The organism is Streptomyces sp. NPDC020996, assembly GCF_040641355.1.
In the GTDB taxonomy this organism is placed as follows: Bacteria; Actinomycetota; Actinomycetes; order Streptomycetales; family Streptomycetaceae; genus Streptomyces.
Map to the genome: position 1 here is coordinate 16200 of NZ_JBFADM010000053.1, position 25802 is coordinate 42001.

27 protein-coding genes and 1 pseudogene are annotated in these 25802 nt (G+C 72.9%); 5 read left to right on the top strand and 23 right to left on the bottom strand.

Translation table 11 applies throughout. The annotated features are described in order from the left end of the window. Window positions 1-287 precede the first annotated feature (287 nt). The 5 genes from AB0G63_RS29200 to AB0G63_RS29220 form a co-directional block, all read right to left on the bottom strand. The gene (locus AB0G63_RS29200; protein ID WP_360756134.1) at window positions 288-464 is read right to left on the bottom strand and encodes a hypothetical protein; all 177 of its coding nucleotides are present in this window, start codon (window positions 462-464) and stop codon (window positions 288-290) included. A 202-nt stretch (window positions 465-666) separates the two neighbouring features. Beyond that, on the bottom strand, window positions 667-1236 hold the full coding sequence (locus AB0G63_RS29205; protein WP_360756136.1) for a hypothetical protein: 570 nt from the start codon (window positions 1234-1236) through the stop codon (window positions 667-669). Between the two features lie 35 nt (window positions 1237-1271). Continuing rightward, complete coding sequence (locus AB0G63_RS29210) at window positions 1272-1847, bottom strand: GNAT family protein (protein ID WP_360756139.1); 576 nt, start codon at window positions 1845-1847, stop codon at window positions 1272-1274. Continuing rightward, window positions 1825-4083, bottom strand: a complete 2259-nt coding sequence (locus AB0G63_RS29215) for an MMPL family transporter (protein WP_360756142.1) — start codon at window positions 4081-4083, stop codon at window positions 1825-1827. The genes AB0G63_RS29210 and AB0G63_RS29215 overlap by 23 nt, the downstream gene beginning before the upstream one ends. Window positions 4084-4277: 194 nt before the next feature. Then, window positions 4278-4571, bottom strand: a complete 294-nt coding sequence (locus tag AB0G63_RS29220; protein WP_360756145.1) for a hypothetical protein — start codon at window positions 4569-4571, stop codon at window positions 4278-4280. A 137-nt stretch (window positions 4572-4708) separates the two neighbouring features. Between AB0G63_RS29220 and AB0G63_RS29225 the strand changes: the two genes are divergently transcribed. Next, window positions 4709-5512, top strand: a complete 804-nt coding sequence (locus tag AB0G63_RS29225) for a methyltransferase domain-containing protein (RefSeq protein WP_360756148.1) — start codon at window positions 4709-4711, stop codon at window positions 5510-5512. A 405-nt stretch (window positions 5513-5917) separates the two neighbouring features. On the opposite strand, the gene gatB is transcribed toward AB0G63_RS29225, so the two are convergent. The 9 genes from gatB to AB0G63_RS29270 form a co-directional block, all read right to left on the bottom strand. After that, entirely contained in the window at window positions 5918-7432 is a 1515-nt protein-coding gene (gene gatB / locus AB0G63_RS29230; protein WP_360756151.1) for an Asp-tRNA(Asn)/Glu-tRNA(Gln) amidotransferase subunit GatB, read from the bottom strand. 15 nt (window positions 7433-7447) lie between these two features. Further along, window positions 7448-7687: a hypothetical protein gene (locus AB0G63_RS29235; protein WP_351240077.1), complete on the bottom strand. Its 240-nt coding sequence runs from the start codon at window positions 7685-7687 to the stop codon at window positions 7448-7450. Beyond that, window positions 7684-9177 carry an Asp-tRNA(Asn)/Glu-tRNA(Gln) amidotransferase subunit GatA gene (gene gatA, locus AB0G63_RS29240; protein ID WP_360756154.1) on the bottom strand — a complete coding sequence of 498 codons (1494 nt, stop codon included), beginning with the start codon at window positions 9175-9177 and terminating at the stop codon, window positions 7684-7686. The genes AB0G63_RS29235 and gatA overlap by 4 nt, the downstream gene beginning before the upstream one ends. 4 nt (window positions 9178-9181) lie before the next feature. Further along, window positions 9182-9478: an Asp-tRNA(Asn)/Glu-tRNA(Gln) amidotransferase subunit GatC gene (gene gatC / locus AB0G63_RS29245; protein ID WP_030231941.1), complete on the bottom strand. Its 297-nt coding sequence runs from the start codon at window positions 9476-9478 to the stop codon at window positions 9182-9184. Between the two features lie 205 nt (window positions 9479-9683). Then, a complete protein-coding gene (locus tag AB0G63_RS29250) occupies window positions 9684-11954 on the bottom strand; it encodes a bifunctional diguanylate cyclase/phosphodiesterase (RefSeq protein ID WP_360756158.1) in 2271 nt (756 codons plus the stop codon). 269 nt (window positions 11955-12223) lie between these two features. Further along, window positions 12224-14413 (bottom strand): NAD-dependent DNA ligase LigA, encoded by a 2190-nt coding sequence (ligA, locus tag AB0G63_RS29255; RefSeq protein WP_360756161.1) that lies wholly within the window; start codon window positions 14411-14413, stop codon window positions 12224-12226. 15 nt (window positions 14414-14428) lie between these two features. Continuing rightward, window positions 14429-15436: a methionine synthase gene (locus AB0G63_RS29260; protein WP_360756163.1), complete on the bottom strand. Its 1008-nt coding sequence runs from the start codon at window positions 15434-15436 to the stop codon at window positions 14429-14431. A gap of 30 nt (window positions 15437-15466) precedes the next feature. Continuing rightward, window positions 15467-16156, bottom strand: a complete 690-nt coding sequence (locus AB0G63_RS29265) for an SDR family oxidoreductase (protein WP_360756166.1) — start codon at window positions 16154-16156, stop codon at window positions 15467-15469. A gap of 7 nt (window positions 16157-16163) precedes the next feature. After that, window positions 16164-16703, bottom strand: a complete 540-nt coding sequence (locus AB0G63_RS29270) for a TIGR00730 family Rossman fold protein (RefSeq protein WP_360756169.1) — start codon at window positions 16701-16703, stop codon at window positions 16164-16166. A gap of 51 nt (window positions 16704-16754) precedes the next feature. Between AB0G63_RS29270 and AB0G63_RS29275 the strand changes: the two genes are divergently transcribed. Further along, entirely contained in the window at window positions 16755-17078 is a 324-nt protein-coding gene (locus AB0G63_RS29275; RefSeq protein ID WP_360756171.1) for a DUF427 domain-containing protein, read from the top strand. 47 nt (window positions 17079-17125) lie between these two features. Continuing rightward, window positions 17126-17926: an alpha/beta hydrolase gene (locus AB0G63_RS29280; protein WP_360756174.1), complete on the top strand. Its 801-nt coding sequence runs from the start codon at window positions 17126-17128 to the stop codon at window positions 17924-17926. 279 nt (window positions 17927-18205) lie between these two features. Here AB0G63_RS29280 and AB0G63_RS29285 read toward each other — a convergent pair whose 3' ends face one another. Next, window positions 18206-18466 carry a hypothetical protein gene (locus tag AB0G63_RS29285; RefSeq protein WP_360756176.1) on the bottom strand — a complete coding sequence of 87 codons (261 nt, stop codon included), beginning with the start codon at window positions 18464-18466 and terminating at the stop codon, window positions 18206-18208. Window positions 18467-18607: 141 nt separating this feature from the next. Then, window positions 18608-19732 (bottom strand): tRNA 2-thiouridine(34) synthase MnmA, encoded by a 1125-nt coding sequence (mnmA, locus tag AB0G63_RS29290; protein WP_360756180.1) that lies wholly within the window; start codon window positions 19730-19732, stop codon window positions 18608-18610. Window positions 19733-19792: 60 nt separating this feature from the next. Between mnmA and AB0G63_RS29295 the strand changes: the two genes are divergently transcribed. Beyond that, complete coding sequence (locus AB0G63_RS29295) at window positions 19793-20455, top strand: N-acetylmuramoyl-L-alanine amidase (RefSeq protein WP_360756183.1); 663 nt, start codon at window positions 19793-19795, stop codon at window positions 20453-20455. Window positions 20456-20646: 191 nt separating this feature from the next. Here AB0G63_RS29295 and AB0G63_RS29300 read toward each other — a convergent pair whose 3' ends face one another. The 3 genes from AB0G63_RS29300 to AB0G63_RS29310 form a co-directional block, all read right to left on the bottom strand. Beyond that, on the bottom strand, window positions 20647-21810 hold the full coding sequence (locus AB0G63_RS29300) for a cysteine desulfurase family protein (RefSeq protein ID WP_360756186.1): 1164 nt from the start codon (window positions 21808-21810) through the stop codon (window positions 20647-20649). 141 nt (window positions 21811-21951) lie between these two features. Then, window positions 21952-22233: a DUF4190 domain-containing protein gene (locus AB0G63_RS29305; protein ID WP_360756189.1), complete on the bottom strand. Its 282-nt coding sequence runs from the start codon at window positions 22231-22233 to the stop codon at window positions 21952-21954. Window positions 22234-22280: 47 nt separating this feature from the next. After that, window positions 22281-22445 carry a hypothetical protein gene (locus AB0G63_RS29310; RefSeq protein ID WP_360756191.1) on the bottom strand — a complete coding sequence of 55 codons (165 nt, stop codon included), beginning with the start codon at window positions 22443-22445 and terminating at the stop codon, window positions 22281-22283. Between the two features lie 146 nt (window positions 22446-22591). Here AB0G63_RS29310 and AB0G63_RS29315 point away from each other — a divergent pair, with 146 nt between their 5' ends. Then, the gene (locus tag AB0G63_RS29315) at window positions 22592-23218 is read left to right on the top strand and encodes a TetR family transcriptional regulator (protein ID WP_360756194.1); all 627 of its coding nucleotides are present in this window, start codon (window positions 22592-22594) and stop codon (window positions 23216-23218) included. A gap of 63 nt (window positions 23219-23281) precedes the next feature. Here the strand turns inward: AB0G63_RS29315 and AB0G63_RS29320 are convergent, their stop codons facing one another. The 4 genes and pseudogenes from AB0G63_RS29320 to AB0G63_RS29335 form a co-directional block, all read right to left on the bottom strand. Next, window positions 23282-23653: a hypothetical protein gene (locus AB0G63_RS29320; RefSeq protein ID WP_360756197.1), complete on the bottom strand. Its 372-nt coding sequence runs from the start codon at window positions 23651-23653 to the stop codon at window positions 23282-23284. 141 nt (window positions 23654-23794) lie between these two features. Continuing rightward, window positions 23795-24201 (bottom strand): annotated as a pseudogene (locus AB0G63_RS29325) (WYL domain-containing protein); the annotation flags it as partial. A gap of 1 nt (window position 24202) precedes the next feature. Further along, window positions 24203-25063, bottom strand: a complete 861-nt coding sequence (locus AB0G63_RS29330) for a thioesterase family protein (protein WP_360756200.1) — start codon at window positions 25061-25063, stop codon at window positions 24203-24205. A 53-nt stretch (window positions 25064-25116) separates the two neighbouring features. Next, complete coding sequence (locus AB0G63_RS29335; RefSeq protein WP_360756203.1) at window positions 25117-25788, bottom strand: trimeric intracellular cation channel family protein; 672 nt, start codon at window positions 25786-25788, stop codon at window positions 25117-25119. Window positions 25789-25802: the final 14 nt, after the last annotated feature.

Consider the following 25802-nt stretch of genomic DNA (forward strand, 5'->3'; position numbering starts at 1 on the left):
CCCGGCCGCACGCCCGCCGGGGCCGTCCCCCGCGACGCCGGTCCTCCGCCCGGCCACACGGTCGACAGCCCCGGCACTCACCCCGGCCGCACGCTCCCCCGGGCCCCCCGTGCCACGGTCACCGGCGCCGTCCCCCGCGACGCCGGGTCCCCGCGCGGCCGCGGCGCCGGTCGCCCGGTCGGCCGGTGCCGTCCACTTCGTCCATCCGACGTCGGCCGTCGGCCGGGGCGCCCCGGATGCGGTCGGGCGGCCTCCCCCGGTACGGCCGCCCGGCCGGGCCCGCGTGCTCATGTGGCGGCGCGGGCGGAGCGGAGCCGGCGGGGGCCGGGACTATGCGCCGCGCCCCCGGCGGCTTCGCGCCGGGCGGCGCGGCGGCGGCGGACGGCCTCCCGGGCCAGCCGCTCGTTCTGGGCCTGCCGGATCAGCTCGGCGGTACGGATCTGCTGCAGTTCGTACTCGTACATGGTGTGTCCCTCGGAGATGTCGGTTCTCGGCTTCGCTCGGTGCGATGACTCAACCTTCGTCTCCCAGGGGGGTGCGCCACATCGGGAGAGTTCCGCATCTTCGGGTCCGTCCGGGGCCCCGGGCACGAGTAAGGGGTCTTAGGGCATCCGTAAGGCGCTCACGGATGTCCTAAGACCCCTCAGGATCTGCGGGTCAAAACGCCTAGCTCGCGGACGGCAGTCCGAGCAGGACGTCGGTGTACTTCAGGACGGCCAGCAGCAGGCCGATCACGCCGAGCGAGACGCCCGCCCAGGCGACCGACTTGATCCACGGCGCCTGCGGCTTCCCGGGGGCCCCGAAGGCCGGCCGGGCGAGGACGAAGACGCCGACGAGCAGCGCGGCCAGGGCGAAGAGGCCGCCCCACAGCGCGGTGGTCTGCCAGGCGTCGCCGTAGACCTCCTTGATCTGCTTGGCGACGCTCGCGTTCGACGCGGTGCCCAGCTGGCCGATGAGCGTCTCGCGCGCGGAGGCGACGGTTCCCACCCAGCTGCCGGTGAGCGAGACGACGCCCAGCGCGGCGGAGACGACGGCGCCCGCGCCCTGGCCGACGCCCGTGGGGCCCGCCTCCTGGCCGACGGAGCCGGCGGCGTCGCCCGCGCCGGACGTGCCGGCCGCGTCCTCACCGCCGGTCGTGTCGTCGGCGTCGGGGGCCCCGGTGAGGTCCTCCGTCTCGCCGCCGGGCTTCACTTCGTTGGCCTCGGGGCCGGTCTCGTCCACTGTCTTCGTTCCCATGCCTCGCACCGTACGGACGCTCTCTGAGAGGTACCTTAATGATCGTTGCCGGCGGCACGCGCGCGTGCCGCGCGCCATTCGGGGGCCAAAATCGACCACACCTCGAGATCGTGCCGCATTCCACGATAGGGGTGTGCCTCCCGGCGCACTCCGTCGCGGGTCATCCCCAGGCGCCGGGCGACGTTCAGGCTGGCCTGGTTGCCGGAGGCGGCGACCCACTCGACGCGGTGGATGCCGCGCCGTTCGACGGCGTGGTCGATGAGCACGCGCATCGCGCGCGTGACGAGGCCGCGGCCGGTGCCCGCGGGCTCCAGCCAGCAGCCGACCTCGCAGTTGCCGTTGGCGGCGTCGAAGTTGAGGAAGAGCACCCCGCCGACGAGCTTGTCCTCCAGCCACAGGCCGTGCAGGGAGGCGCTGTCGGCGGCGCGCAGGTCGGCGTACCGCTGGAGCATGGCCCGCGCGGAGGCCAGGTCCGTCTCCTTCGAGCCGAAGGAGATGAACTGCCCGATGAAGTCCCGGCCCCGGTCCAGGTGCGCCAGGAACTCCTCGGCGTGCCACGGCTCCAGGGGCCGCAGTTCGGCTCCGTCGTCACCCAGGGACATCGTGTACATCCAGCTCCCGCTCCTTCGCCAGTACCTCGGCCGCCTCGGCGTCCGTGCCCGTGCCCGTGCCCGCCGCGGCCAGCCTCTCATGGGCGGCGCGGCACCCGGGCGGCTCGATGCTGATGCGGGGCAGCCGGGCGTCGAGCCGGCGCGGCAGCCACCAGTTGGCGCTGCCGAGCAGGTGCATCAGGGCGGGGACGAGGAGGGTGCGCAGCACGAAGGCGTCGAGGGCGACGGCGGAGGCGAGCGCGATGCCGAACATGGCGATCACCCGGTCGCCGCTGAGCACGAAGGCGAGGAAGACGGAGATCATGATGACCGCGGCAGAGTTGATCACGCGGCCGGTCTCGGCGAGGCCGACGCGGACGGCACGCCGGTTGTCCTCGGTCTCCAGCCACTCCTCGTACATCCGGCTGACCAGGAAGACCTGGTAGTCCATGGACAGTCCGAACAGGACGGACACCATGATCACGGGGAGGAACGGCTCGACGGGTCCGGCGCGGCCCAGGCCCAGCAGGTCGCTCCCCCAGCCCCACTGGAAGATCGCCACGACGACGCCGAAGGCGGCGGCGACCGCGGCGACGTTCATCGCGGCGGCCTTGACCGGTATGGCGACGGACCGGAAGGCGAGGAGCAGGAGCAGGCAGCCCAGGCCGATGACCACGCCGACGAAGAGCGGCAGCTTGCCGACGATGACGCCGGCGAAGTCGTCGTAGCTCGCCGTGACGCCGCCTACCTGGAGGTCGAGCGAGGTGCCGGTCTCGGCGCGCGGCAGGACCTCGGTGCGCAGCCGGTGGACGAGGTCGCTGGTCCGCCGGGACTGCGGCGCCGACTCCGGGACGACGGTGACGTAGGCGGCGGTGCCGGCGGCGTCGTACGTCACCGGGGTCACCGACGCGATGCCCTCGGTGGCGCGCAGGGTGGCGTCGAGGCTGTCGAGGGCGAGCTTGTCCTCGGCGCCGCCGACCCGGGTGACGAGCGTCAGCGGGCCGTTGACGCCGGGGCCGAAGCCGGCGGCGAGGAGGTCGTAGGCCTGGCGGGTGGTGGACGACTTCGGGTCGTTGCCCTGGTCGGAGGTGCCCAGGCGGAGGGAGAGCGTCGGCAGCGCGAGGACGGTGATCACGGCCAGCGCGAGGGCGCCGAGCAGCTTGGGCCGGCGTTCGACCAACGCCGACCAGCGGGCGGCGAACCCGGTGGGCAGCTCGGGTTCGGGTCCGTACCGGGTGAGCCGCCGCCGTTCGCGCCGGCCGAGGGCGCGCATGCCGATGAGGGACAGCAGGGCGGGCAGCAGGGTGACGGAGGCGGCGACGGTGAGGACGACGGTCAGCGAGGCGGCGATCGCGACGCCGTTGAGGAAGTTCAGCCGGAGGATCAGCATGCCCAGCAGGGCGATGCAAACCGTGGCGCCCGCGAAGACCACGGCCCGTCCGGTGGTGGCCACGGCGTCCGTGACCGCCTCGGTGACGGTCAGTCCGCGTTTGAGTCCGCGCCGGTGCCGGGTGACGATGAACAGCGCGTAGTCGATGCCGACGCCGAGGCCGATCAGCACGCCGAGCATGGGCGCGAAGTCGGCCACCGTCATGACGTGCCCGAGCAGCACGATTCCCGCGTACGCGGTGCCGACGCCGACCAGCGCGGTGGCGACGGGCAGCACGGAGGCGGCGAGCGAGCCGAAGGCGAGGAACAGCACGACCGCGGCGACGAGCACCCCGACGGCCTCGGCGAGATGCCCGCCCGAGGGCTCGGTGAGCGCGACGGCGCTGCCGCCGAGCTCGACCTGGAGCCCCTCGGTCCGGGCGGCCTCGGCCGCGGCGACGACGGCCCGCGCCTGGCCGGCGTCGATGTCCTCGGCCCGGTCCGCGAAGGTGATCGTGGCGTACGCCGTGTGCCCGTCGGCGCTGATGCGACCCGCTCCCTGCGCGCCGTAGGGGCTGGTCACGGACGCGACGCCGGGCAGGCCGCCGATCCGGTCGAGGGTCCTGGTCATCGTCTGGACGACGTCGGCGGCGCGGACGGTGCCGGACGTGGTGTGCCAGACGACGGTGTCGCTGTCGCCGCCCAGGCCATGGAAGTTCTCCTGGAGCAGCCGGTTGGCGCGGCCCGACTCGGTGCCGGAGACCTCGTAGTCGTTGGAGTACGCGGAGCCGGCGACGGCGGCGGCCGCGACCGTGCCGCCGAGGGCGAGGAGCCAGATCAGCACCGCGACCAGGCGGTGCCGGACACACCAGCGTGCAAGGGCTGCCACGACGTGCTCCCAGGGTGACTGTCTGTGAGATCTTTGGCCGGGAACAGACGTTCATGACATGAACAGCCCGCAAAGAACGCATGTGCAATGTGTTAACCACTCTTGCAGGCGAAATTGATCGTTTGCGCCGCTCGTGGGACGAATCACAGGAGTGGGAGGAAGATCACAGGACAGTAACGGTCCCTCTGGTCGCCTCAGTCGAACTGGTCCCCCAGCGCCATCGCCGTCGTCCCGGCGATCAGCAGCCACAGCGCCCTCCGGGTACGCCCCCGGGAGCCGAGGACCGCTGCGGTGGCACAGACGGCGGCGCCGAGGGCGTAGGCGGCCGGGACCAGGGCCGGTACGGCGCCGGTGAGCCGGAGCAGCGACGCGGCCAGCCCGGCGAGGGCCAGCAGCGCCCCGGTCCCGGCCGCCGTCCAGCGGGCCCGCCGCGCCACCTCCGCGGGGTCCACGACGTCCTGGGTCTCGGAATCACCGCGTCCGCTCATGGCGGGCGAGCGTACCTCTTACGGGTGAGAAAGCAGGATGCGGGGCGAGATTTTGAGGAATCGGTCTGGCTCCGACGTATCCCTGTGCGCTGCGATGGACCACCCGGACCACCCGGACGCAAGGAGCCCGTTCACCGATGCCGGACACCGCACTCGAGACCTCGGCCGACGACCTCGCCGGCCGGCTGGCCCACCCCCGATTCCCGCGCAGCAGTCACTACGACGTCCGCTGGACCATCGACAACCAGATGGGGCCGCACGCCCTGTGGCTGCTCGAATGGCTGGCTCCCGCGCTCGGCCTGGACGCCCTGCGCCCGGGCGCGCGGGTGCTGGACCTGGGCTGCGGCCGGGCCATGACCTCGGTCTTCCTCGCCCGGGAGTACGGCGTCCAGGTCACCGCGGCCGATCTGTGGGTGGGCCCCGACGACAACGCGCGCCGGGTCGCCGAGGCGGGCTTCGCCGACCGGGTGCTGCCGGTGCGCGCCGAGGCGCACGAACTGCCGTTCAGCGAGGGCACCTTCGACGCGATCGTGAGCATCGACGCCTACCAGTACTTCGGCACCGACGACCTCTACCTGCCCACCCTGACCCGGCTGCTGAGGCCGGGCGGGCGGATCGGCGTCGTCGTGCCGGGGCTGCGGGAGGAGATCGAGGGGGCCGAGCCGCCCGGGCATCTCGCGCCGCACTGGGATCCGGGCTTCTGGGCGTTCCATTCGCCCGCCTGGTGGCGCCGGAACTGGACCCGCACGGGCGCGGTGACCGTCGAGACGGCCGACTGGCTGGCGGACGGCTGGCGCGACTGGCTGCTGTGGAGCGAGGTGTGCGCCGAGGAGAGCACCGACGAGGTCATGGCGCGGATGGCCCGCGACTCGGTGGACCTCCTGAAGGCCGACGCGGGACGCCTGCTCGGCTTCGCCCGCGTCGTGGGACGCCGCGACTGAGCGAACGGCCCCGCGAGACATCCCCGGTGCGCCGGTGCGCCGGCGGACCAATGCGCCGGCACGCCGGCGCGGATGAGTGAACGGCCCCTGCGGCAGCCCGGCTGAGCGGATGGTTGCGGGGACTCCCCGCATGAGCGGACGGCCCATGGGATGCCCAGGCGGGCGAACGCCCCGGACCGCCGTCGTGACGCCACGGCTGAGCGGACGGCTCATGAGGCACCGCGCTGAGCGGACGAGTCACGGGACTCCGCGCTGAGCGGACGAGTCGCGGGGCTCCGTGGGAAAGCCGCCCGGGACAACACAGGCGAGCGAAGGCCGGCGGGCGCCGTGGGAGACAGCACGGCCCCGGAGGACACCAGTGGTCCTCCGGGGCCCTGTGCGGCCGGCTCCCCGGTGCGGGTCCGCTCAGCCCTCGGCGACGCCCAGCTTCTCCAGGATCAGCTCCTTGACGCGGGCTGCGTCGGCCTGACCGCGCGTGGCCTTCATCACGGCGCCGACCAGGGCGCCGGCCGCGGCCACCTTGCCGCCGCGGATCTTGTCCGCGACGCCCGGGTTGCCGGCGATGGCCTCGTCGACGGCGGCGGTGAGCGCGCCCTCGTCGGAGACGACCTTCAGGCCGCGCTTGTCGACGACCTCGTCCGGGGTGCCCTCGCCCGCGAGGACGCCCTCGATGACCTGGCGGGCCAGCTTGTCGTTCAGGTCGCCGGAGGCCACCAGCTCGCTGACGCGGGCCACCTGCTCGGGCGTGATGGCCAGTTCGTCCAGCGTCTTGCCGGACTCGTTGGCGCTGCGCGCGAGTTCGCCCATCCACCACTTGCGCGCGGAGGCCGCGTCGGCGCCCGCGTCGATCGTGGCGACGATCGGCTCCAGGGCGCCGGCGTTGAGGATGGCCTGCATGTCGGTGGCGCTGACGCCCCACTCCCCGCGCAGCCGGTTGCGGCGCACCAGCGGCAGCTCCGGCAGCGCGGCGCGGATCTCCTCGACCCACTCGCGCGACGGCGCCACCGGCACCAGGTCCGGCTCGGGGAAGTACCGGTAGTCCTCGGCCTCCTCCTTCACCCGGCCGGAGGTGGTCGACCCGGTGTCCTCGTGGAAGTGCCGGGTCTCCTGGACGATGGTGCCGCCGGAGGACAGCACGGCCGCGTGCCGCTGGATCTCGTAACGCGCCGCCCGCTCCACGGAGCGCAGCGAGTTGACGTTCTTCGTCTCCGAGCGGGTGCCGAACTTCTCGGCGCCCTTCGGCATCAGCGACAGGTTCACGTCGCAGCGCATCTGGCCCATCTCCATACGGGCCTCGGAGACGCCCAGCGCCTTGATCAGCTCGCGCAGCTCACGGACGTAGGCCTTGGCCACCTCGGGAGCCCGGTCGCCGGCGCCGACGATCGGCTTGGTGACGATCTCGATGAGCGGGATGCCGGCGCGGTTGTAGTCGAGGAGCGAGTGCGAGGCGCCGTGGATGCGGCCGGTGGCGCCGCCGACGTGCGTCGACTTGCCGGTGTCCTCCTCCATGTGGGCGCGCTCGATCTCCACGCGGAAGGTCTCGCCGTCCTCCAGCTGCACGTCGAGGTAGCCGTCGAAGGCGATCGGCTCGTCGTACTGGGAGGTCTGGAAGTTCTTCGGCATGTCCGGATAGAAGTAGTTCTTCCGGGCGAAGCGGCACCACTCGGCGATCTGGCAGTTCAGCGCGAGGCCGATCTTGATCGCGGACTCGACGCCGGTCGCGTTGACGACCGGGAGCGAGCCGGGCAGGCCGAGGCAGGTCGGGCAGGTCTGCGAGTTGGGCTCGGCGCCCAGTTCGGTGGAACACCCGCAGAACATCTTGGTCTTGGTGCCGAGTTCGACATGGACCTCGAGGCCCATGACGGGGTCGTACGACGCCAGCGCGTCCTCGTACGACACCAGGTCGGTCGTGGTGGTCACGGTGAAACTTCCCTCTCAGCCCAGCAGGACGTCGTCGTCGCCCAGCCGCTTCAGCTCGCGGTAGAGGATCGCCAGGCCGGTCACGATCGCCACGGCGGAGACCGTGGCGTCGATCAGCCGAAGCGTGTCGTGCTCGGCGCGGGCCTTCTTGATCTGCTTGGCGACACCGAACGCGCCGAACGCGGTGGTGGCCATCGACAGGTAGGTACCGGATTTGGACTTCTTGAAGTCCTTGGCCTTGGACAGCTTGCTCACAGCGACGGAGCCTCCTCGAGCAGCGGGTGGCCCCACCTTTCCACGAACGCGGCCTCGACGGCGGCGCCGACCTTGTACAGCCGGTCGTCCTTCATGGCCGGAGCGATGATCTGCAGGCCGACCGGGAGGTTGTCCTCCGGGGCGAGGCCGCAGGGCAGGGACATGGCCGCGTTGCCCGCCAGGTTGGTCGGGATGGTGCACAGGTCGGCCAGGTACATCGCCATCGGGTCGTCGGCGCGCTCGCCGATGGGGAAGGCGGTGGTGGGCGTGGTCGGCGAGACGATCACGTCGACCTGCTCGAAGGCCTTCTCGAAGTCGCGCGTGATGAGCGTGCGCACCTTCTGGGCGCTGCCGTAGTAGGCGTCGTAGTACCCGCTGGAGAGGGCGTACGTGCCGAGCATGATGCGGCGCTTGACCTCGGGGCCGAAGCCCGCCTCACGGGTGAGGGAGGTGACCTCCTCGGCGGAGTGCCCGCCGTCGTCGCCGACCCGCAGGCCGTAGCGCAGGCCGTCGAAGCGGGCGAGGTTGGAGGAGCACTCGGACGGCGCGATCAGGTAGTACGCCGACAGCGCGAGGTCGAAGGACGGGCAGTCCAGCTCGACGATCTCGGCGCCCAGCTCCTTCAGCAGCGCGACCGACTCGTCGAAGCGCTGGATGACGCCGGCCTGGTAGCCCTCGCCGCGGAACTGCTTGACGACGCCGACGCGCATGCCCGCCACGCTGCCGCCCAGGGCGGCCTCGACGACCGGCGGGACCGGGGCGTCGATGGAGGTCGAGTCGAGCGGGTCGTGTCCGGCGATGACCTCGTGCAGCAGCGCCGCGTCGAGGACGGTGCGCGCGCAGGGGCCGCCCTGGTCGAGGGAGGACGAGAAGGCGACCATGCCGAAGCGGGACACCGCGCCGTACGTCGGCTTCACGCCGACCGTGCCGGTGACGGCGGCGGGCTGGCGGATGGAGCCGCCGGTGTCGGTGCCGATGGCGAGCGGCGCCTGGAAGGAGGCGAGCGCTGCGGAGGAGCCGCCGCCGGAGCCGCCGGGGATCCTGGTGAGGTCCCAGGGGTTGCCGGTGGGCCCGAAGGCGCTGTTCTCCGTCGAGGACCCCATGGCGAACTCGTCCATGTTGGTCTTGCCGAGGATGACGATGTCGGCGGCCTTCAGCTTCTTGGTGAGGGTCGCGTCGTACGGCGGGATCCAGCCCTCGAGGATCTTCGAGCCGACGGTCGTGGGCACGCCCTCGGTGGTGAAGATGTCCTTGAGCGCGAGGGGGACGCCGGCCAGCGGGCCGAGCTTCTCCCCGTTGGCCCGCTTCTCGTCGACGGCGCGGGCCTGGGCCAGCGCGCCCTCGCGGTCGACGTACAGGAAGGCGTGCACCTTCTCGTCGACGGCCTCGATGCGGGCCAGGTGCGCCTCGGTGACCTCGACGGCCGTGAGTTCGCCGGAGGCGATCTTCGCGGCGGTCTCGGCGGCCGTGAGCTTGGTGATGTCCGTCATGGGATCAGTCCTCCCCCAGGATCTGCGGCACCTTGAAACGCTGCTGCTCCTGGGCCGGGGCGCCGGAGAGCGCCTGCTCGGGGGTGAGCGAGGGACGGACCTCGTCCGGGCGCATGACGTTCGTCAGCGGGAGCGGGTGCGAGGTCGGCGGTACGTCTTGGTCGGCGACCTCGCTGACGCGGGCGACCGCGCCGATGATGTCGTCGAGCTGTCCCGCGAAGTGTTCGAGTTCTTCGGGCTTCAGCTCCAGACGCGCCAGCCGGGCGAGGTGGGCGACCTCCTCGCGCGTGATGCCAGGCATGCAGCGTTCCTCTGGGGTGAGTGTGTGTGGTTTGGCTCAATCCTATGGGTCGGGGGCGGGTGACCGTGAAACGGTTTGCCTCCGCCGCCCTGCCTCAGCCCCGGCGGCCGTGCCGGGCCCCGCTCTTCAGGCATCGCTCTTCAGGCCTCGCCCTTCAGGCGGGCGGGCGGGTGCCCCGCTCCTCGGCGGCCGAGCGGGCGGGGGTTCACTCGGCGGCCGGCAGGGCCGCCTTCGGGCGCTGCCAGCCCCGGGATCCGCGCGCCCGCAGCCAGGCCGTGGTCTCCTCGGGCGGCATGGCGGCGGCCACCAGCCAGCCCTGTACGGCGTCACAGCCGAGGTCGCGCAGGCGCTCCCAGGTCTCGTCGTCCTCGACGCCCTCGGCGACGACGAGCAGGCCGAGGGAGTGCGCGAGGTCGACCGTGCAGCGGACGATCTCCGCGTCCTCCGTGTCCACCGCGAGGCGCGCCACGAAGGAACGGTCGATCTTCAGCTCGCTGACCGGCAGCCGCCGCAGGTGCACCAGCGAGGAGTAGCCGGTGCCGAAGTCGTCCAGGGACATCTTCACCCCGTGCCCGGTCAGCGCGGCGAGCGTGTCGGCGGCGCGCTGCGGGTCCTCCAGCAGCACATGCTCGGTGATCTCCAGCTGCAGGGCGCCCGCCGGGACGCCGTGCCGGGCCAGTCGCGCCGCCACCGACCCCGCGAACCCGGGGATGTGGACGTCGCGCGGGGACACGTTCACCGCGACCGGCACGAACAGCCCCTGCGACCGCCACCGGGCGACCTGCCCGAGCGCCGTCTCCAGCACGTACTCCGTGAGGTGCGGCATCAGTCCGGAGGACTCGGCGATCGCTATGAACTCGTCCGGCGGCACCTTGCCCCGCTCGGGGTGGACCCACCGCACCAGCGCCTCGAGCCCGGCGACCTGGCCGTCGAAGCGGACCTTGGGCTGGTAGTGCAGCTGGACCTCGTGCGCGTCCAGGGCGCGGCGCAGGTCTCCCAGCAGTCCGAGCCGGTCCGGCGTGTTCGAGTCCCGCTTGGACTCGTACGCCTCGACGCCCGAGCGGTCCCGCTTCGCCTGGTACATCGCCACGTCCGCGCGCCGCAGCATCCCCTCGGCGTCCAGGGCGTGGTCGGGGAAGACGGCGACGCCCGCGCTGGCCTCCAGCACGAGGGTGAGCCCGTCGAGGTCGAGCGGGGAGCTGAGCGCGGCGACCAGGCCGCGGGCCACCCGGGTCGCGGACGTCGTGGAGTCGGCGACGGGCAGTAACACGGCGAACTCGTCGCCGCCGAGCCGCGCGGCCTCGGCCCCGCGCGGCAGCGCCACCCGCAGCCGGTCGGCGATCTGCAGCAGCAGCCGGTCGCCGGCGAGATGGCCGAGCGTGTCGTTGACCGACCGGAAGCGGTCGAGGTCGATGAGCATCAGGGCGGAGCGGGCGCCGATGCGTTCGGCGTCGTCCAGCGCGGTCCAGATGCGCTCCAGCAGCCACTGCCGGTTGGGCAGCCCGGTCAGCGGGTCGCGCAGTTGCTCCTCCGCCCGGGCGCGGGCGATCCACAGGGTGGAGTCGAGGGCGATGAGCGGGATGGCGAACAGCGGCAGCAGCACGGGCTGGGCGGTGGCCACCACGCAGACCAGCGGGGCGATGCCGAGCAGCGCGACCGCGACCAGGCCCTGCCGGACCAGGGCGGTGCGGGCGACGGTGGGCACGCCGCCGCGGGGGGTGTGCAGGTACCACAGCAGGGTGCGGGTGACGGCGAGGTAGGCGACGGCGACCAGCACCACCGCGGGGGCGGTGTACAGGGTCCAGGTGTCCGGGTGCCAGGGCGTCTCCACCGACGGCACCCGTCCGAAGGCGCCCAGCACCAGGGCTCCGGCACCGATGCCGAGGATGTCCACGGCGCCGTGCAGCACGCCCTGCCGCCAGCGGCCCCGCCGGGCGATGCCGACCAGGACGACGACGCTGAGGCTGACCATGCCGGCGGGCACCCAGCCGTACAGCATCAGTACGGCGAGGGTGAGCGCGGCGCCGGAGCCGGTGCCGCCCCACCAGCGGGACCGCCCGAGCATGACCAGATGGCCGACGATGACGCCGGTCAGCACCGCCAGGGACCAGCCGACGGGGCCGTCCGGGAAGAGCGCGTGGGTGCCGGTGAACGCCCGGTAGAAGCCGGCGCCGAGGACGAACCCGGCGACCGCGACGATCGCGGCGGGCAGCGCCGGCCAGGACAGGTGCCGTTCGGTGTCGGCGTCCGGCAGCCCGGACGCGGGCACCGCGGTGAACTGCCGGACGCCCCGGCCGTCCGCCACGGTGTACTGTCCGGTGGCGCTCCCCCGCCCGCCCGGACGCTCCGAAGGCCGCACGCCCCGCCCGCCCGGACGCTCCGAAGGCCGCACGCCCCGCCGGCCCGCCCACCGGACGCCGGTCACCCGGCCCCGGCGCAGCCATGATTCCGGGGCGGCGCTCTCGGTCGGTTCCATTCCCGTCCCTCTCACAGCCGGCGGTGCCCACGCTCCGCGGCCCGATGCCCGACGACCACCAACGGCACCGCGTCGGAAAACCCTTGCCGCGTCCTCACGAACCCGTCGAGGACAGCGGGGATGCCCCGACCGCGGCTGGGCACGGCAGGCGCACCTCTCAACAGTAGGCCGCAGAAGGCTTCCACGGGCAGCGGTCGCCTACGGTCGCCCGAATGCGCCCCCGCCACCCGTATGCATCTGATATGCGCCGATCGAGTGGCCTTCAACCGCTATTCCTCAGCCGAAAGCGCGACTTCGGCCGCAGCGTCCGGCCCTTGTTCGAGCAGGACGCGGAACCCTTCCTCGTTCAGGACGGGAACCTTCAGCTGCATCGCCTTGTCGTACTTCGATCCGGGGTTGTCACCCACGACGACGAAAGACGTCTTTTTTGAGACAGAACCGGTGACCTTCGCCCCGCGGCTCTGCAGCGCCTCCTTGGCGCCGTCGCGGGTGAAGTCCTCCAGGGTGCCGGTCACGACGACGGTCAGGCCCTCCAGCGGGCGGGGGCCCTGGTCCTCGCCGGCCTCCTCCTCCAGCCGCACCCCGGCGGCCTTCCACTTGCGGATGATCTCCCGGTGCCAGTCCTCGGCGAACCACTCCTTGACGGCCTTGGCGACGATGTCGCCCACGCCGTCCACGGCGACCAGTTCCTCCTCGCTGGCCTGCTCGATGCGGTCGATCGAGCGGAACTCGCGGGCCAGCGCCTCGGCCGCGACCGGGCCGACGTGACGGATCGACAGACCGGTGAGGACGCGGGCGAGCGGGCGCTGCTTGGCGGCCTCGATGTTCTCCAGCATGGCGAGCGCGTTCTTGCGGGGGGCGCCCTCCTTGTTGGCGAAGACGGTGGCGGTCTTCTCCTCGCCGGTCTCCGGGTCGCGCTTGGGCAGGCCGCTGTCCTGGTCGAGGACGTAGGCCGTGATGGGCAGCAGTTGTTCGACGGTGAGGCCGAACAGGTCGCCCTCGTCCTTCAGCGGCGGGTCCTTCGGCTCCAGCGGCTGGGTGAGGGCGGCCGCGGCGACGTACCCGAAGTGCTCGATGTCCAGGGCCTTGCGGCCCGCCAGGTAGAACAGGCGTTCGCGCAGCTGGGCGCGGCAGCCGCGGGCGTTGGGGCAGCGCAGGTCGACGTCGCCCTCCTTCATCGGCCTCAGCGGCGTGCCGCACTCCGGGCACTCGGCCGGCATCACGAACTCCCGTTCGCTGCCGTCCCGCTTGCTGACGACCGGCCCGAGGATCTCCGGGATGACGTCACCGGCCTTGCGCAGCACCACGGTGTCGCCGATGAGGACGCCCTTGGCCTTGACGACGTCCTGGTTGTGCAGGGTCGCGAACTCCACCTCGGAACCGGCCACCGTGACCGGTTCGACCTGGGCGTACGGCGTGACCCGGCCCGTGCGGCCCACGCCCACGCGGATGTTGACGAGCTTGGTGTTGACCTCTTCCGGCGCGTACTTGTAGGCGATGGCCCAGCGCGGCGCGCGCGAGGTGGAGCCGAGCCGTCCCTGCAGCGGGATCTCGTCGAGCTTGACGACCACTCCGTCGATCTCGTGCGCCACGGAGTGCCGGTGCTCGCCGTAGTGGGCGATGAACTCCCGTACGCCGTCGAGGTCGTCGACCACCCTGTTGTGCGGGGAGGTGGGCAGGCCCCACGTCTTGAGCAGGTCGTACACCCCGGACAGGCGGGAGGGGCCGTCGAAGCCCTCCAGGACGCCGATGCCGTGGACGACCATGTGCAGCGGGAGCGTCGCGGTGACCTTCGGGTCCTTCTGGCGCAGCGAACCGGAGGCGGAGTTGCGGGGGTTGGCGTAGGGCTTCTCGCCGGCCGCCACCCGGCGGGCGTTGAGGTCCTGGAAGGCCTCCATGGGGAAGTAGACCTCGCCGCGGATCTCGACGAACCGCGGGACCCGCTCGCCCTTCAGCCGGTGCGGGATCTCCGCGATCGTCATCACGTTGGGCGTGATGTCCTCGCCGATCCGCCCGGTGCCGCGGGTGGCGGCGCGCACCAGACGGCCGTCCTCGTAGGTCAGGTTCACCGCGAGGCCGTCGACCTTGAGCTCGCACAGGAAGTGGTGGTCGGGGGTGCCGACGTCGCGCTGGACGCGCTCGGCCCAGGCGGCGAGCCCGGCGTCGTCGAAGACGTTGTCGAGGGAGAGCATGCGCGAGCGGTGTTCGACCTTGGCGAGGTCGGTCTCGAACTCCACCGCGACCTTCTGCGTCGGCGAGTCCGGTGTACGCAGCTCCGGGTACTGCTCCTCCATGGCCTCCAGGGAGCGCATGAGTTCGTCGAACTCCGCGTCGCTGATGACCGGGTCGTCCTTCCCGTAGTACCGGAGGCGGTGCTCCTCGATCTGCTCAGCGAGCTGGGCGTGCTTCTCCCGCGCTTCGGCGGGCACCGTCGTCTCCGCTTGCTTGTCGCCGGCCACCGTGTTGTCCTCCCGTTACTCTGGGTTGTCCGCGAGGGATCTCGCCGCCCGGACGCAGTGGGCGAGCGCCGCCCGCGCGTACCCGGGGGAGGCGCCCGCGAGTCCGCACGCCGGGGTGAGCGTGACCGTCTCCGCGAGGAGTCCCGGTCGCAGCCCCAGCCTGCGCCACAGCGTCCTGACCCCCATGACGCTACCGGCCGGGTCTGACAATGCGGTGTCCGTGCCGGGCACGATCCCGGCGAACAGCCGGGTGCCCCCTTCCACCGCCTCTCCGATCGCGTCGTCGTCACGCTCGGTGAGGAGTGAGAAGTCGAAGGAGACGGCCGCCGCGCCCGCCCGGCGCAGCAGGGCGAACGGGACGTCCGGTGCGCAGGAGTGGACCACGACGGGGCCGCCGCCGTGCACCCCGACGAGGTCGCGGAGCGTGGCCTCGACGATCTGCCGGTCGACGGCCCGGTGGGTGCGGTACCCGCTGGCGGTCCTGACCTGCCCGCGCAGCACGGCGGTCAGGGACGGCTCGTCGAGCTGGAGCACGAGGTACGCGCCGGGCACCCGGCGCCGTACCTCCTGGAGGTGCAGCCGCAGGCCCTCGGCCAGGGAGGCGGCCAGGTCGCGGCAGGCGCCCGGGTCGGAGAGCGCGGCCTCGCCGTTCCTCAGCTCCAGCGCGGCGGCCAGCGTCCAGGGGCCGACGGCCTGCACCTTCAGCGGACCCTGGTAGCCCTGGGTGAACTCCTCCAGCGCGTCGAGGTCCTCGCCGAGCCAGGACCGGGCCCGTTTGGTGTCCCGGCCGGGCCGGTCGCCGATGCGCCACCCGCTGGGCTCCACGCGCGCGTACAACTCGACGAGCATTCCGGCGGTCCGGCCGATCATGTCGGCGCCGGGCCCCCGGGCGGGCAGCTCGGGCAGGAACGGGAAGTCCTCGAACGTCCCGGTCGCGGTCTTGGCGGCCTCGCGGGCGTCCCCGCCCGGCATGGAGCCGACGCCGGTGGCCGCGCCGAAGGTGACCTGGCTGTTTTCACTCACCCGGGAAGCCTACGGAACATTCCCGCCGGTTCACCGCCCCGGGCGCACCGTCAGGTCGTTGACCTCGGCGTCCCGGGGCAGGTCGAGGGCCATCAGGATCGTCGTGGCGACCGACTCCGGGTCGATCCACTTCGAGGGGTCGTACTCCTTGCCCTCCTGCTGGTGGACCTTGGCCTGCATGGGGCTGGCGGTGCGGCCGGGGTAGACGGAGGTGACGCGGACGCCGTTCGCGTGCTCCTCCTGGCGCAGCGCGTCGGCGAGCGCCTTCAGGCCGTGCTTGGAGGCGGCGTACGCGGACCAGTCGGCGTGCGCGGTCAGGCCGGCGCCGGAGTTGACGAAGACGACGTGGCCGCGGGCGGCGCGGAGCTGGGGCAGCAGCAGGCGGGTCAGCTCGGCGGGGGCGATCAGGTTGACGTCGAGCTGGTGGCGCCACGCCTTGGGGATCAGCTCGCCGACCGGGCCGAGGTCGACGACGCCCGCGATGTGCAGCAGGCCGTCCACGCGGTCCGGGAGCGACTGGTGGGAGAAGGCCCAGGACAGCCGGTGCGGGTCGGCCAGGTCGCCGACGAGGGTCCGCGCGCCGGGGAAGAGCGCCGCCAGTTCCTTCGCGCGGCCCGCGTCGCGCGCGTGCAGCACGAGGTCGTCCCCGCGCGCGTGCAGGCGGCGGGCGACGGCCGCGCCGATGCCGGAGCCCGCCCCGGTGATCACATGTGTAGCCATGCCCGCATCATCGCAGCCCGCCGCTCTCCTCCAGGTAGGCCAGTGCCCCGAGCGGCTCCTCGGCGAAGAACACCAGGTCGGCCAGCGGGCGCGGCAGGAATCCCTCGTCCTCCATGCGCCGGAACTGCTCCTTCAGACCGTCGTAGAAGCCGGCCGTGTTGAGCAGGACGACCGGCTTGTCGGTGTGGCCGTGCTTCTTCAGCTCCAGGATCTCGGTGGCCTCGTCGAGGGTTCCGGTGCCGCCGACCATGATCACCACGGCGTCCGACTTCTCCAGCAGCAGTCTCTTGCGCTCGGAGAGGTCCGCGGCGATGACCATCTCGTCGGCGCCGGTGCGCGCCTTCGCCGCCAGGAAGCCCACGGAGACGCCGCAGAGCCTGCCGCCCGCCTCCTGCACGCCGTCGGCGACCACCTTCATCAGGCCGACGTCCGAACCGCCCCACACCAGCGTGTGCCCGCCCTTGCCCAGCAGGACGGCGAACTCGCGGGCGGGGCGGGTGTAGCGGTCGTGGAGGTCGGCGGCGGAGAGAAAGACGCAGATTCGCATGGGGGTCACCGTACGCGGGAAGAACCGGGCGTCCGCGAGCGCTTTTCCGGTATGACCGAAGGACACAAGATCACCATCGAGCAAGCCGACCAGCGCGTGCGCGCGGTGCACGGCGACCAGGTCCTCGCGGAGACCTCACGGGCCCTGGTCCTGAGCGAGACGGGCTGTCCGCCGCGGTACTACATCCCCGCCGAGGACGTCCGCCTCGACCTGCTGACCCCGTCCGGCACCCACACCCACTGCCCGTTCAAGGGCACGGCCTCCTACTGGTCGCTGCCCGGCGCGGCGGACCTCGTGTGGGCCTATCCGGACCCCAAGCCGGAGGTGAGCGAGATCAAGGACCACCTCTGCTTCTACGAAGTGGAAGTGTCGTAGGCGGTTGACCGCGAGGAATCGCCCGCGGTGCGGCAGTCTCGTCAGACATGGACAAGAAGACCATTTCAGGCGACGGCACCCCCATCGCGTACCGGCGGACCGGACGGGGACCCGCGGTGATCCTGGTGAGCGGCGCGATGTCGACGGGCGCCACCGTGGCGCCCCTCGCCCCGTTCCTGGAGGACCGCTTCAGCGTGGTCGTCTACGACCGCCGGGGCCGCGGCGAGAGCGGTGACACGCGGCCCTACGCGGTGGCCCGTGAGGTGGAGGACCTGGCCGCGCTGATCGAGGCGGTCGGCGGGCAGGCCGCGCTGTACGGCATGTCGTCGGGCGGCGCCCTGGTGCTGCGGGCGGCGGCGAGCGGGCTGCCGGTGCGCGCGGCGGCGGTGTACGAGGTGCCGTTCGCCGTGTACGAGGGCGGGGCCGAGGAGCGCGCCGAGTACACCGAACGCCTCACCGAGGCGCTGGCCCAGGGCCGCCGCGGGGACGCGGTCGAGCTGTTCCTCAGGGCCACCGGCCTGGCCGAGGCCATGATCCAGGGCGCCCGCCGGTCCCCCATGTGGCCGGGCATGGAGACGCTCGCCCCCAGCCTGGCCTACGACGACGCGGTGATGGGCGACGGGCTGGTCCCCGAGGAACTGCTGGCCTCGGTCCCGGTCCCGGTGCTGTCGATCGCGGGCGACGCGAGTCCGGACTGGCTGCGCCGGGCCGCCCGTGCGGTCACGGACAACGTGCCGCAGGGCGTGTACCGCGAACTGGCAGGACAGACCCACATGGTGGACCCGCACGAACTGGGCCCGGTACTGGCGGAGTTCTTCTCCACGGCCGCACCCGCCGACGGGGATTAGCGCGAGGCTCCGGCCCGTACGCGCACTGGCCGGTACGCGCGCGTCCACCCCCGGGGGACACCCGGCTCCGGCAGGGTGTCCCGTGCCGGCGCCGTCAGGCCGGCAGCGGCGGACGACCGATCGAGCTGGCCGCGGTCAGGCCTATGGCGCGGGGCCGTCCGCACGGCTCCGAGCACCGGCGCTCAGGCCGCGAGCACCGGCAGCTCGGGTTCGCCGTGCCCCAGTCCGACCGGCCACTCCGCAGAAAATCGTTCGTCGGGCTGCGGCCGATTCCCGACCTCACCCGGCCGGGGAGAGGGCTACCTGGACGCCCTGCTCGGCGGCCTTGCGCATCGCATCGGGGATGTCCTGGTCCCGGTTGTCCTGCGCGTCACGGTCGAAGAGCGCCCACTTCTCGTCCGCCGGATCGGAGGCGACCTGGATCACCAGGTTCACGACCTCGGTGGGGCGCAGTCCGTTCTTGGCCACCTGGCGTCGCCCGGACGGGTAGGCGTGCAGCCACTCGGCTTCCACCCGCTGGTCCGACAGCTCGAAAACCATAGGTGCAGCGGACGGGCCGCCTTCCGAGGAGCAGATCGACCTCGAAGAGGCTGGTCTCCTCCCGCGCTCCCGAAGCAAGTTCGAACGGCTCGCGCGGCACCCCGGATCTCTTGCCCCGGTCCGCGTCCCCGGACGGCGCGGCTAGCCGACGGAGGCCGTCGCGCGGGTGGTGGAGGCGATGGTGGCCGAGCCGACGACTCGGGTGCCGTCGTACAGGACGATCGCCTGACCGGGGGCCACGCCGCGGACCGGCTCGGTGAAGGTGACCTCCAGCCGGCCGTCGACCGGCTCCGCCCGCACCTCGGTCTCGCCGCCGTGGGCGCGCAGCTGGGCGGTGTAGGTGCCGGGGCCGGTGGGGGCCGCTCCGCACCAGCGGGGCCGGATCGCGGTGAGCGCGGAGACGTCCAGGGCCTCGGCCGGGCCGACGGTGACGGTGTTGTTCACGGGCGAGATGTCCAGCACGTAGCGCGGCTTGCCGTCGGGCGCCGGGGTGCCGATGCGCAGGCCCTTGCGCTGGCCGATGGTGAAGCCGTACGCCCCGTCGTGCGTGCCGAGCTTCGCGCCGGACTCGTCGACGATGTCGCCCTCGGCCCTGCCCAGCCGCCTGGCCAGGAAGCCCTGGGTGTCGCCGTCGGCGATGAAGCAGATGTCGTGCGAGTCGGGCTTCTTGGCGACGGCGAGGCCGCGGCGCTCGGCCTCGGCGCGGATCTCGTCCTTGGTGGTGACGGTGTCGCCGAGCGGGAACATGGCGTGGGCGAGCTGCCGGTCGTCGAGCACGCCGAGCACGTACGACTGGTCCTTGGCCAGGTCGGAGGCGCGGTGCAGCTCGCGCGTGCCGTCCGCGTTGAGGATCACCTTGGCGTAGTGGCCGGTGCACACCGCGTCGAAGCCCAGCGCCAGCGCCTTGTCGAGCAGGGCGGCGAACTTGATCTTCTCGTTGCAGCGCAGGCACGGGTTGGGGGTGCGGCCGGCCTCGTACTCGGCGACGAAGTCCTCGACCACGTCCTCGCGGAAGCGGTCGGCGAGGTCCCAGACGTAGAACGGGATGCCGATGACGTCGGCGGCGCGGCGGGCGTCGCGCGAGTCCTCGATGGTGCAGCAGCCCCGCGCGCCGGTGCGGAACGACTGCGGGTTCGCGGAGAGCGCGAGGTGGACGCCGGTCACGTCGTGGCCGGCCTCCGCGGCGCGGGCGGCGGCGACGGCGGAGTCCACTCCGCCGGACATGGCGGCGAGGACGCGGAGGGGGCGCTGCGGGGTGTCAGTCATAGCCCCTCAAGGGTAAGGGCCCGCGGGAACCGGAGCTCGCGAGTATCCGTTGTGGATCACATGGGGGTCGAGGCGGGGACGAGGAAGAGCGACGGGGACCGGCGGATCGGCCGGCGGGCGCTGCTCGTGGGCGGGGCGGCGGCCGCCGTGGGGACGGTCGCGCTGGCTCGTGAGGAGCTGGCGCACCTGTGGTGGCGGCTGCCGGGGGTGCGCAGGCCGCGAGTGGAGGGCGCGGTGGACTTCCGGGGCGCGCGCTGGGTGGCCGCCTCCCCGGCGAACTTCCGGTGGGCGGACCGGCCGGACGACTACCGGATCGACCGCGTGGTCATCCATGTCACCCAGGGCAGCTACGGCAGCGCGGTGAAGGTGTTCCAGGATCCCGGCCACCAGGCCGCGGCCCACTACATCGTGCGCCGGGACGGCCGGATCACGCAGATGATCCGCGAGCTGGACGTGGCGTTCCACGCGGGCAACCGGGCGTACAACGAACGCAGCGTCGGCATCGAGCACGAGGGCTTCGTGGCGGACGCGTCCTCCTTCACGGACGCGATGTACGCCGCCTCGGCCCGCCTGACGGCCGGGATATGCGGGCGGTACGGCATACCGGCGGACCGGGAGCACGTCATCGGGCACGTGGAGGTGCCCGGCACGGACCACACCGACCCGGGCCCGCACTGGGACTGGGACCGGTACATGCGGCTCGTACGGCGCGCGCGGGCCTGATCCGGGGCCGGATCAGCACCGCCGCGAGCACTGCGATCACGCGATCACCGGCAGGCGCGCCGCGGCACTGTGCGGGCCGGGCGGAGTCCGCTGCGGGGCGACCGCCCCTGAAGGGGCGCGGGGAACTGCGCGACCGGCTACGACGGTGCCGCGGACGGCCGACGGCACGGCCCGGCGCTTCCGGTGGAGCGTCAGGTCAGGCCCGCCGCGCGGGCCCGTTCCACCGCCGGGCCGATCGCCTTCGCGACCGCCTCGACGTCGGCCTCCGTGGAGGTGTGGCCGAGGGAGAAGCGCAGGGTGCCGCGGGCCAGGGCCGGTTCGGCTCCGGTGGCCAGCAGGACGTGACTGGGCTGGGCGACGCCCGCGGTGCAGGCGGAGCCCGTGGAGCACTCGATGCCCTGGGCGTCCAGGAGCAGCAGCAGGGAGTCGCCCTCGCAGCCGGGGAAGGTGAAGTGGGCGTTCGCCGGGAGCCGGTCGACCGGGTCGCCGCCGAGGATGGCGTCCGGGACGGCGCCGCGGACGGCTTCGATCAGGCTGTCGCGCAGGGCGCCGATCTCGCGTTCGAACCACTCGCGCCGCTCGGCGGCCAGCCGTCCGGCGACCGCGAAGGAGGCGATCGCGGGGACGTCCAGGGTGCCGGAGCGCACGTGCCGCTCCTGGCCGCCGCCGTGCAGGACGGGCACGGGGCTGTGCTCGCGGCCGAGGAGCAGCGCGCCGATGCCGTACGGCCCGCCGATCTTGTGGCCGGAGACCGTCATCGCGGCGAGCCCCGAGGCGGCGAAGTCGACCGGCACCTGGCCGACGGCCTGGACCGCGTCGGCGTGCAGCGGGATGTCGAACTCGCGGGCGACCTCGGCGAGTTCACGGACCGGCAGAACCGTGCCGATCTCGTTGTTCGCCCACATCACGGTGGCCAGGGCCACGTCGGCCGGATCGCGGGCGATCGCCTCGCGCAGGGCCTCGGGGTGGACCCGGCCGTAGGAGTCGACCGGCAGGTACTCGACCGTGGCGCCCTCGTGCTCGCCGAGCCAGTGGACGGCGTCCAGGACGGCGTGGTGCTCGACGGGGCTGCTCAGGATGCGGGTGCGGGCCGGGTCGGCGGCGCGGCGCGACCAGTACAGGCCCTTGACGGCGAGATTGTCGGCCTCGGTGCCGCCGGAGGTGAAGACGACCTCGCTGGGTCGGGCGCCGAGCGCTTCCGCGAGGGTCTCGCGGGCCTCCTCGACCGTGCGGCGGGCCCTGCGGCCGGAGGCGTGCAGGGAGGAGGCGTTGCCCGTGACGCTCAGGTGCGCGGCGAGTGCCTCGACTGCCTCGGGCAGCATCGGGGTGGTCGCGGCGTGGTCGAGGTAAGCCATGATGCCCCCGATTCTACGGGGCCCCCTTCACGGGCCGTCGGCCGCGGCAGGCGTGCCAGGAGGCGTGGCAGGGCGGTGCCTTCGGCCGTGCCCCGTCGTCCTCGGGGTGTCGGCCGTGGGCCGTGCCGGGATCCCCCGGGGTCACAGGCTCCAGGAGACGGTGTTGGACATCTCCATGGCGATCAGCAGGACGGCAAGATCGGCCACGCCGAGGGTCAGGCCCAGGTACGCGCGGCCGCGGCGGGTGGTGCCGCGCCAGAGGGCGACGGCCGCGAGCACGATGGCGACGGGGCCGAGGAAGACGTTCAGCACGAGCAGGCCGAGCAGGCCGAGGATGAAGGACGCGACGGCCATGCCGTCGGCGTCGCGGACGGGCGAGCGGGGCTCGGTGCGGCGTGCGGTGGCCGGGGCGGTGAGGTGCATGGTGCTCAGCTCCTGTGGGTCGGTGCGGACGGTCGTCGGTGCGGACGTCAGTGGGCCGAGGTCCGGCGCCGGTTGCGGCGCTCGCGGACGGCGAAGACGCCGAGCCAGACGGCGATGCCGACGGCCGCGGCGGCGCTGACGGTCAGCGGCGCGTGGGCGACGGTGCCCAGCACCACGCCGAGCAGCATGAACGCGGCGACGAGGAACAGCATGAGATTCGATCCCCCTCCGGGGCGTCCCGGGGACGCCACTCGATGACATCTCGGTGAACGGTTGTAGTAACACTTGTTCACTGACTACCGAGTCTAGCGTGTTCCATGCCTTTCAAATTCCGGAGAACAGTTGTTAACTGCATGGCATGAGTCACACCCTCGGCATCCGCCAGGTCCAGAAGCAGAAGACCCGGCAGGCACTCCTGGACGCGGCGCTCGCCCTGCTGGAGGAGCAGAGCCTGAGCAGCCTGGGCCTGCGTGAGGTCACGCGCGCCGTCGGCGTCGCCCCGACGGCCTTCTACCGCCACTTCCGCTCGACGGCGGATCTGGGCGTGGCCCTGGTCGAGGAGGCGCTGGGCAGCCTGCAACCGATGATCCGGGCGACGGTGTCCGCGGCCGACGACATCGATCAACGCATCGCGCGCGCCGTCGAGTTGATCGCCCGCCATGTCGACGCGTACCCCGCGCACGTCCGTTTCATCGCCCGCGAGCGGCACGGCGGGGTGCAGCCGGTGCGGGAGGCGATCCGTGAGCAACTGGAGCGGTTCGCCGAGGAGGTGAAGGCCGAACTGGCCAAGGACCCCCAGTCCGCGGGCTGGAGCGACGACGACCTGCTCATGCTGGCCCATCTGTACGTCGACCAGATGCTGATCACGGCCTCGCTGTTCCTCCAGGCGCTGGAGGCCCCGTCGCAGGAGCGCGAGCGCGTGACCCGGCGCGCCACCCGGCAGTTGCGGCTGATCACCGTCGGCCGGGACCACTGGCTGGACTGAGCCCGGACAGCGGGTGGGGCGGCACCCGAGGTACGGGTGCCGCCCCTGCCGTACGACGCCGGGTCAGCTCCCGGTCGCGCTCTGGCTGGGGACGCCGCTGGGCATCGCGCCGCCGCCGGGACCGCCGCAGCCGCCCTGACCCCCGCCGGGGCCGCCCTGGCCGCCACCGGGGCCGCCGCTGGGCGCAACGCTCGGCATCCCCGACGGCGCGCCGGAGGGCCGGGCGGTCGCCTTGCCGGTCGGGGCGCCCGACGGAACACCGCTCGGCATCCCCGAGGGGCGGCCGCCCGGCGCGCCCGACGGCGGCTGACATGACTGCTGGGCGGAGGTGCCGCTGCCGGAGGAGGACGACGAGCCGTCCGAGCCGCAGGCCACCAGGGCCAGCGGCGAGAGCGCCAGCAGGGCGACCGCGGGGACGAGACGCACACGCTTCATGAGGGACAGCTCCAGGGGAGAATGAGGAAGTCCTGAGGCGGGCACTCAATCAACCCCGGTTAGGCGCTTGTTGGGGCCGGCCTGTCCCCGGGCTGTCAATCGGGTAAAGCGGACCTCAACGCGCGCCGCCCACCAGCCGCTTCACGGCCCGCCCCCGGCCGCCGGCCGGTACAGCCTCGTGACGGAGGCGGCCGCGGCCGCCGGCTCCTCGCGCACCCCGGGCGGCGAGCGGACCTCCACCTGGTCGGCGTACGGCGGCAGTTGGCGCGCCTCGCGGACGACGCCGCAGGACCGGCGCACGGTGACCCACTCGCCGGTGCCGTCGGCGTCGGGGAGTTCGGCCAGGTGCCCGGCGTTCAGGCGCAGAACGTGTCCAGCCGCTCGCGCCTGCCCCGGACGGTGACGTCGAGCCCGCCCGTCCGCTCCTCGGTCTGGCGGCGCAACACCTCCCAGGCGTCGGCGAGTTCGACGCCGGGCCGGCGCCTGACGGGATCGCCCAGAACGGTCGCCGACCGCACCCGGTCGGCACGGAACAGGGCCGGACGCCGTTCAGCCGAGTCTGACCCGGGCGAGCTGGCGGGACTGGGCGACCAGCCGGTCCGCGCTGTCCCAGACCTCGGCGTCCTCCTCCAGGAAGCCGCCGGCCAGGTTGCGGGTGGTGATCGCCACGCGCACCGGCCCGGGGGCGGGGCGGCAGCGGACGTGTACCGTCAGCTCGACCGTGGGCACCCAGCCGGACAGGCCGAGCTCGAACGCGGTGGGCGGCAGCGCGTCCACCGCGAGGAGCAGCGAGAGGGGGTCGGCGTCGCGGCCGTCGGCGAGGCCGAACCAGGCCCGCATCTCGCCCTTGCCGGAGGGGGCGCCGAGCGCCCAGCCCAGGGTGGACGGGTCCAGCTTGAGCATCAGGCGGTCGGCGATGGCCGAGCTGCCGGAGACGGGCGCCGGGCCGTCCTCCGGGCCGAAGCACTGGTCCATCGGCGGCATCGCGGGCGGCCGGGCGGTCGTGCGGACGTCGTCGGGGAGGGTGCCCAGGTCGCCGTAGGAGGCCAGGACGCGGATGCGCTCGACCTCGGCGCCCCGCTCGTCGTACTGGAACAGCGACGCCTGGCCGGTCGACAGCGTCCGGCCGGTGCGCACGATCTCCGTGCGCACCACCGCCGGGCCCGGCTGGGAGGCGGTCAGGTAGTGCGCGGAGATGGTGAACGGGTCGGAGTGCGGCAGGGCGTCCGCGAGCGCGCGGCCCAGGACGGCCAGCAGATAGCCGCCGTTGACGGCGTTGATGATCGTCCAGCCGGCGGAGAGGTCGATGTCGTAGACGCCGGGGGCGCGACGGGTCAGCGCGGTGTCCCGGTCGAACTCGCTGTCCCCGATGGTGGCCCGCGCGGCAGGTGCGGAGGCTGCTTCTGGCATGGGTGAACATTACAACAAGCGGATACTAAGCGGTAGCTTTTGCTCGGGCGGGGTCACTGCGCGGCCGGCTCCTCCTCCCGCACCGTCGAGCGCCGGTTCCAGGCGCGCGGGGCCCGCCAGTGGAACCGCATCGCGAGCAGCCGCAGCACGAAGGCGGTCACCACCGCGAGCCCGGTGGTGACCGGGGTGACGGCGTCGTAGCGGATGCACAGGGCGACCATGGCCGCTCCGACGATCGCTGGGACCGCGTACAGGTCGCGGTCCCAGCGCAGCAGCGAGGGCACCTCGTTGGCGAGCACGTCCCGCAGCACGCCGCCGCCGACGGCGGTGGCCAGGCCGAGGGCGGCCGAGAAGGTGAGGCCGAGACCGTAGTCGTACGCCTTCGTCGTCCCGGCGACGCAGAACAGGCCGAGGCCGGCCGCGTCGAAGACGTTGACCGCGGACTGGATGCGCTCCACCTGCGGGTGCAGGAAGAAGACCAGGAGGGCCGCGAACAGCGGGGTGACGAAGTACCCGAGGTCGGTGAAGGCGGCCGGCGGCACGGCCCCGATGACCAGGTCCCGGAACAGCCCGCCGCCCAGCGCGGTGACCTCGGCGAGGACGGCGATGCCGAAGACGTCGAAGTTCTTGCGCACGGCCAGCAGCGCGCCGGAGATGGCGAACACGAAGATGCCGACGACGTCGAGCGTGTGCTGGACGGAAGGGCTGAACAGTTGCTGAAGCACCCTTCCATTCTCAC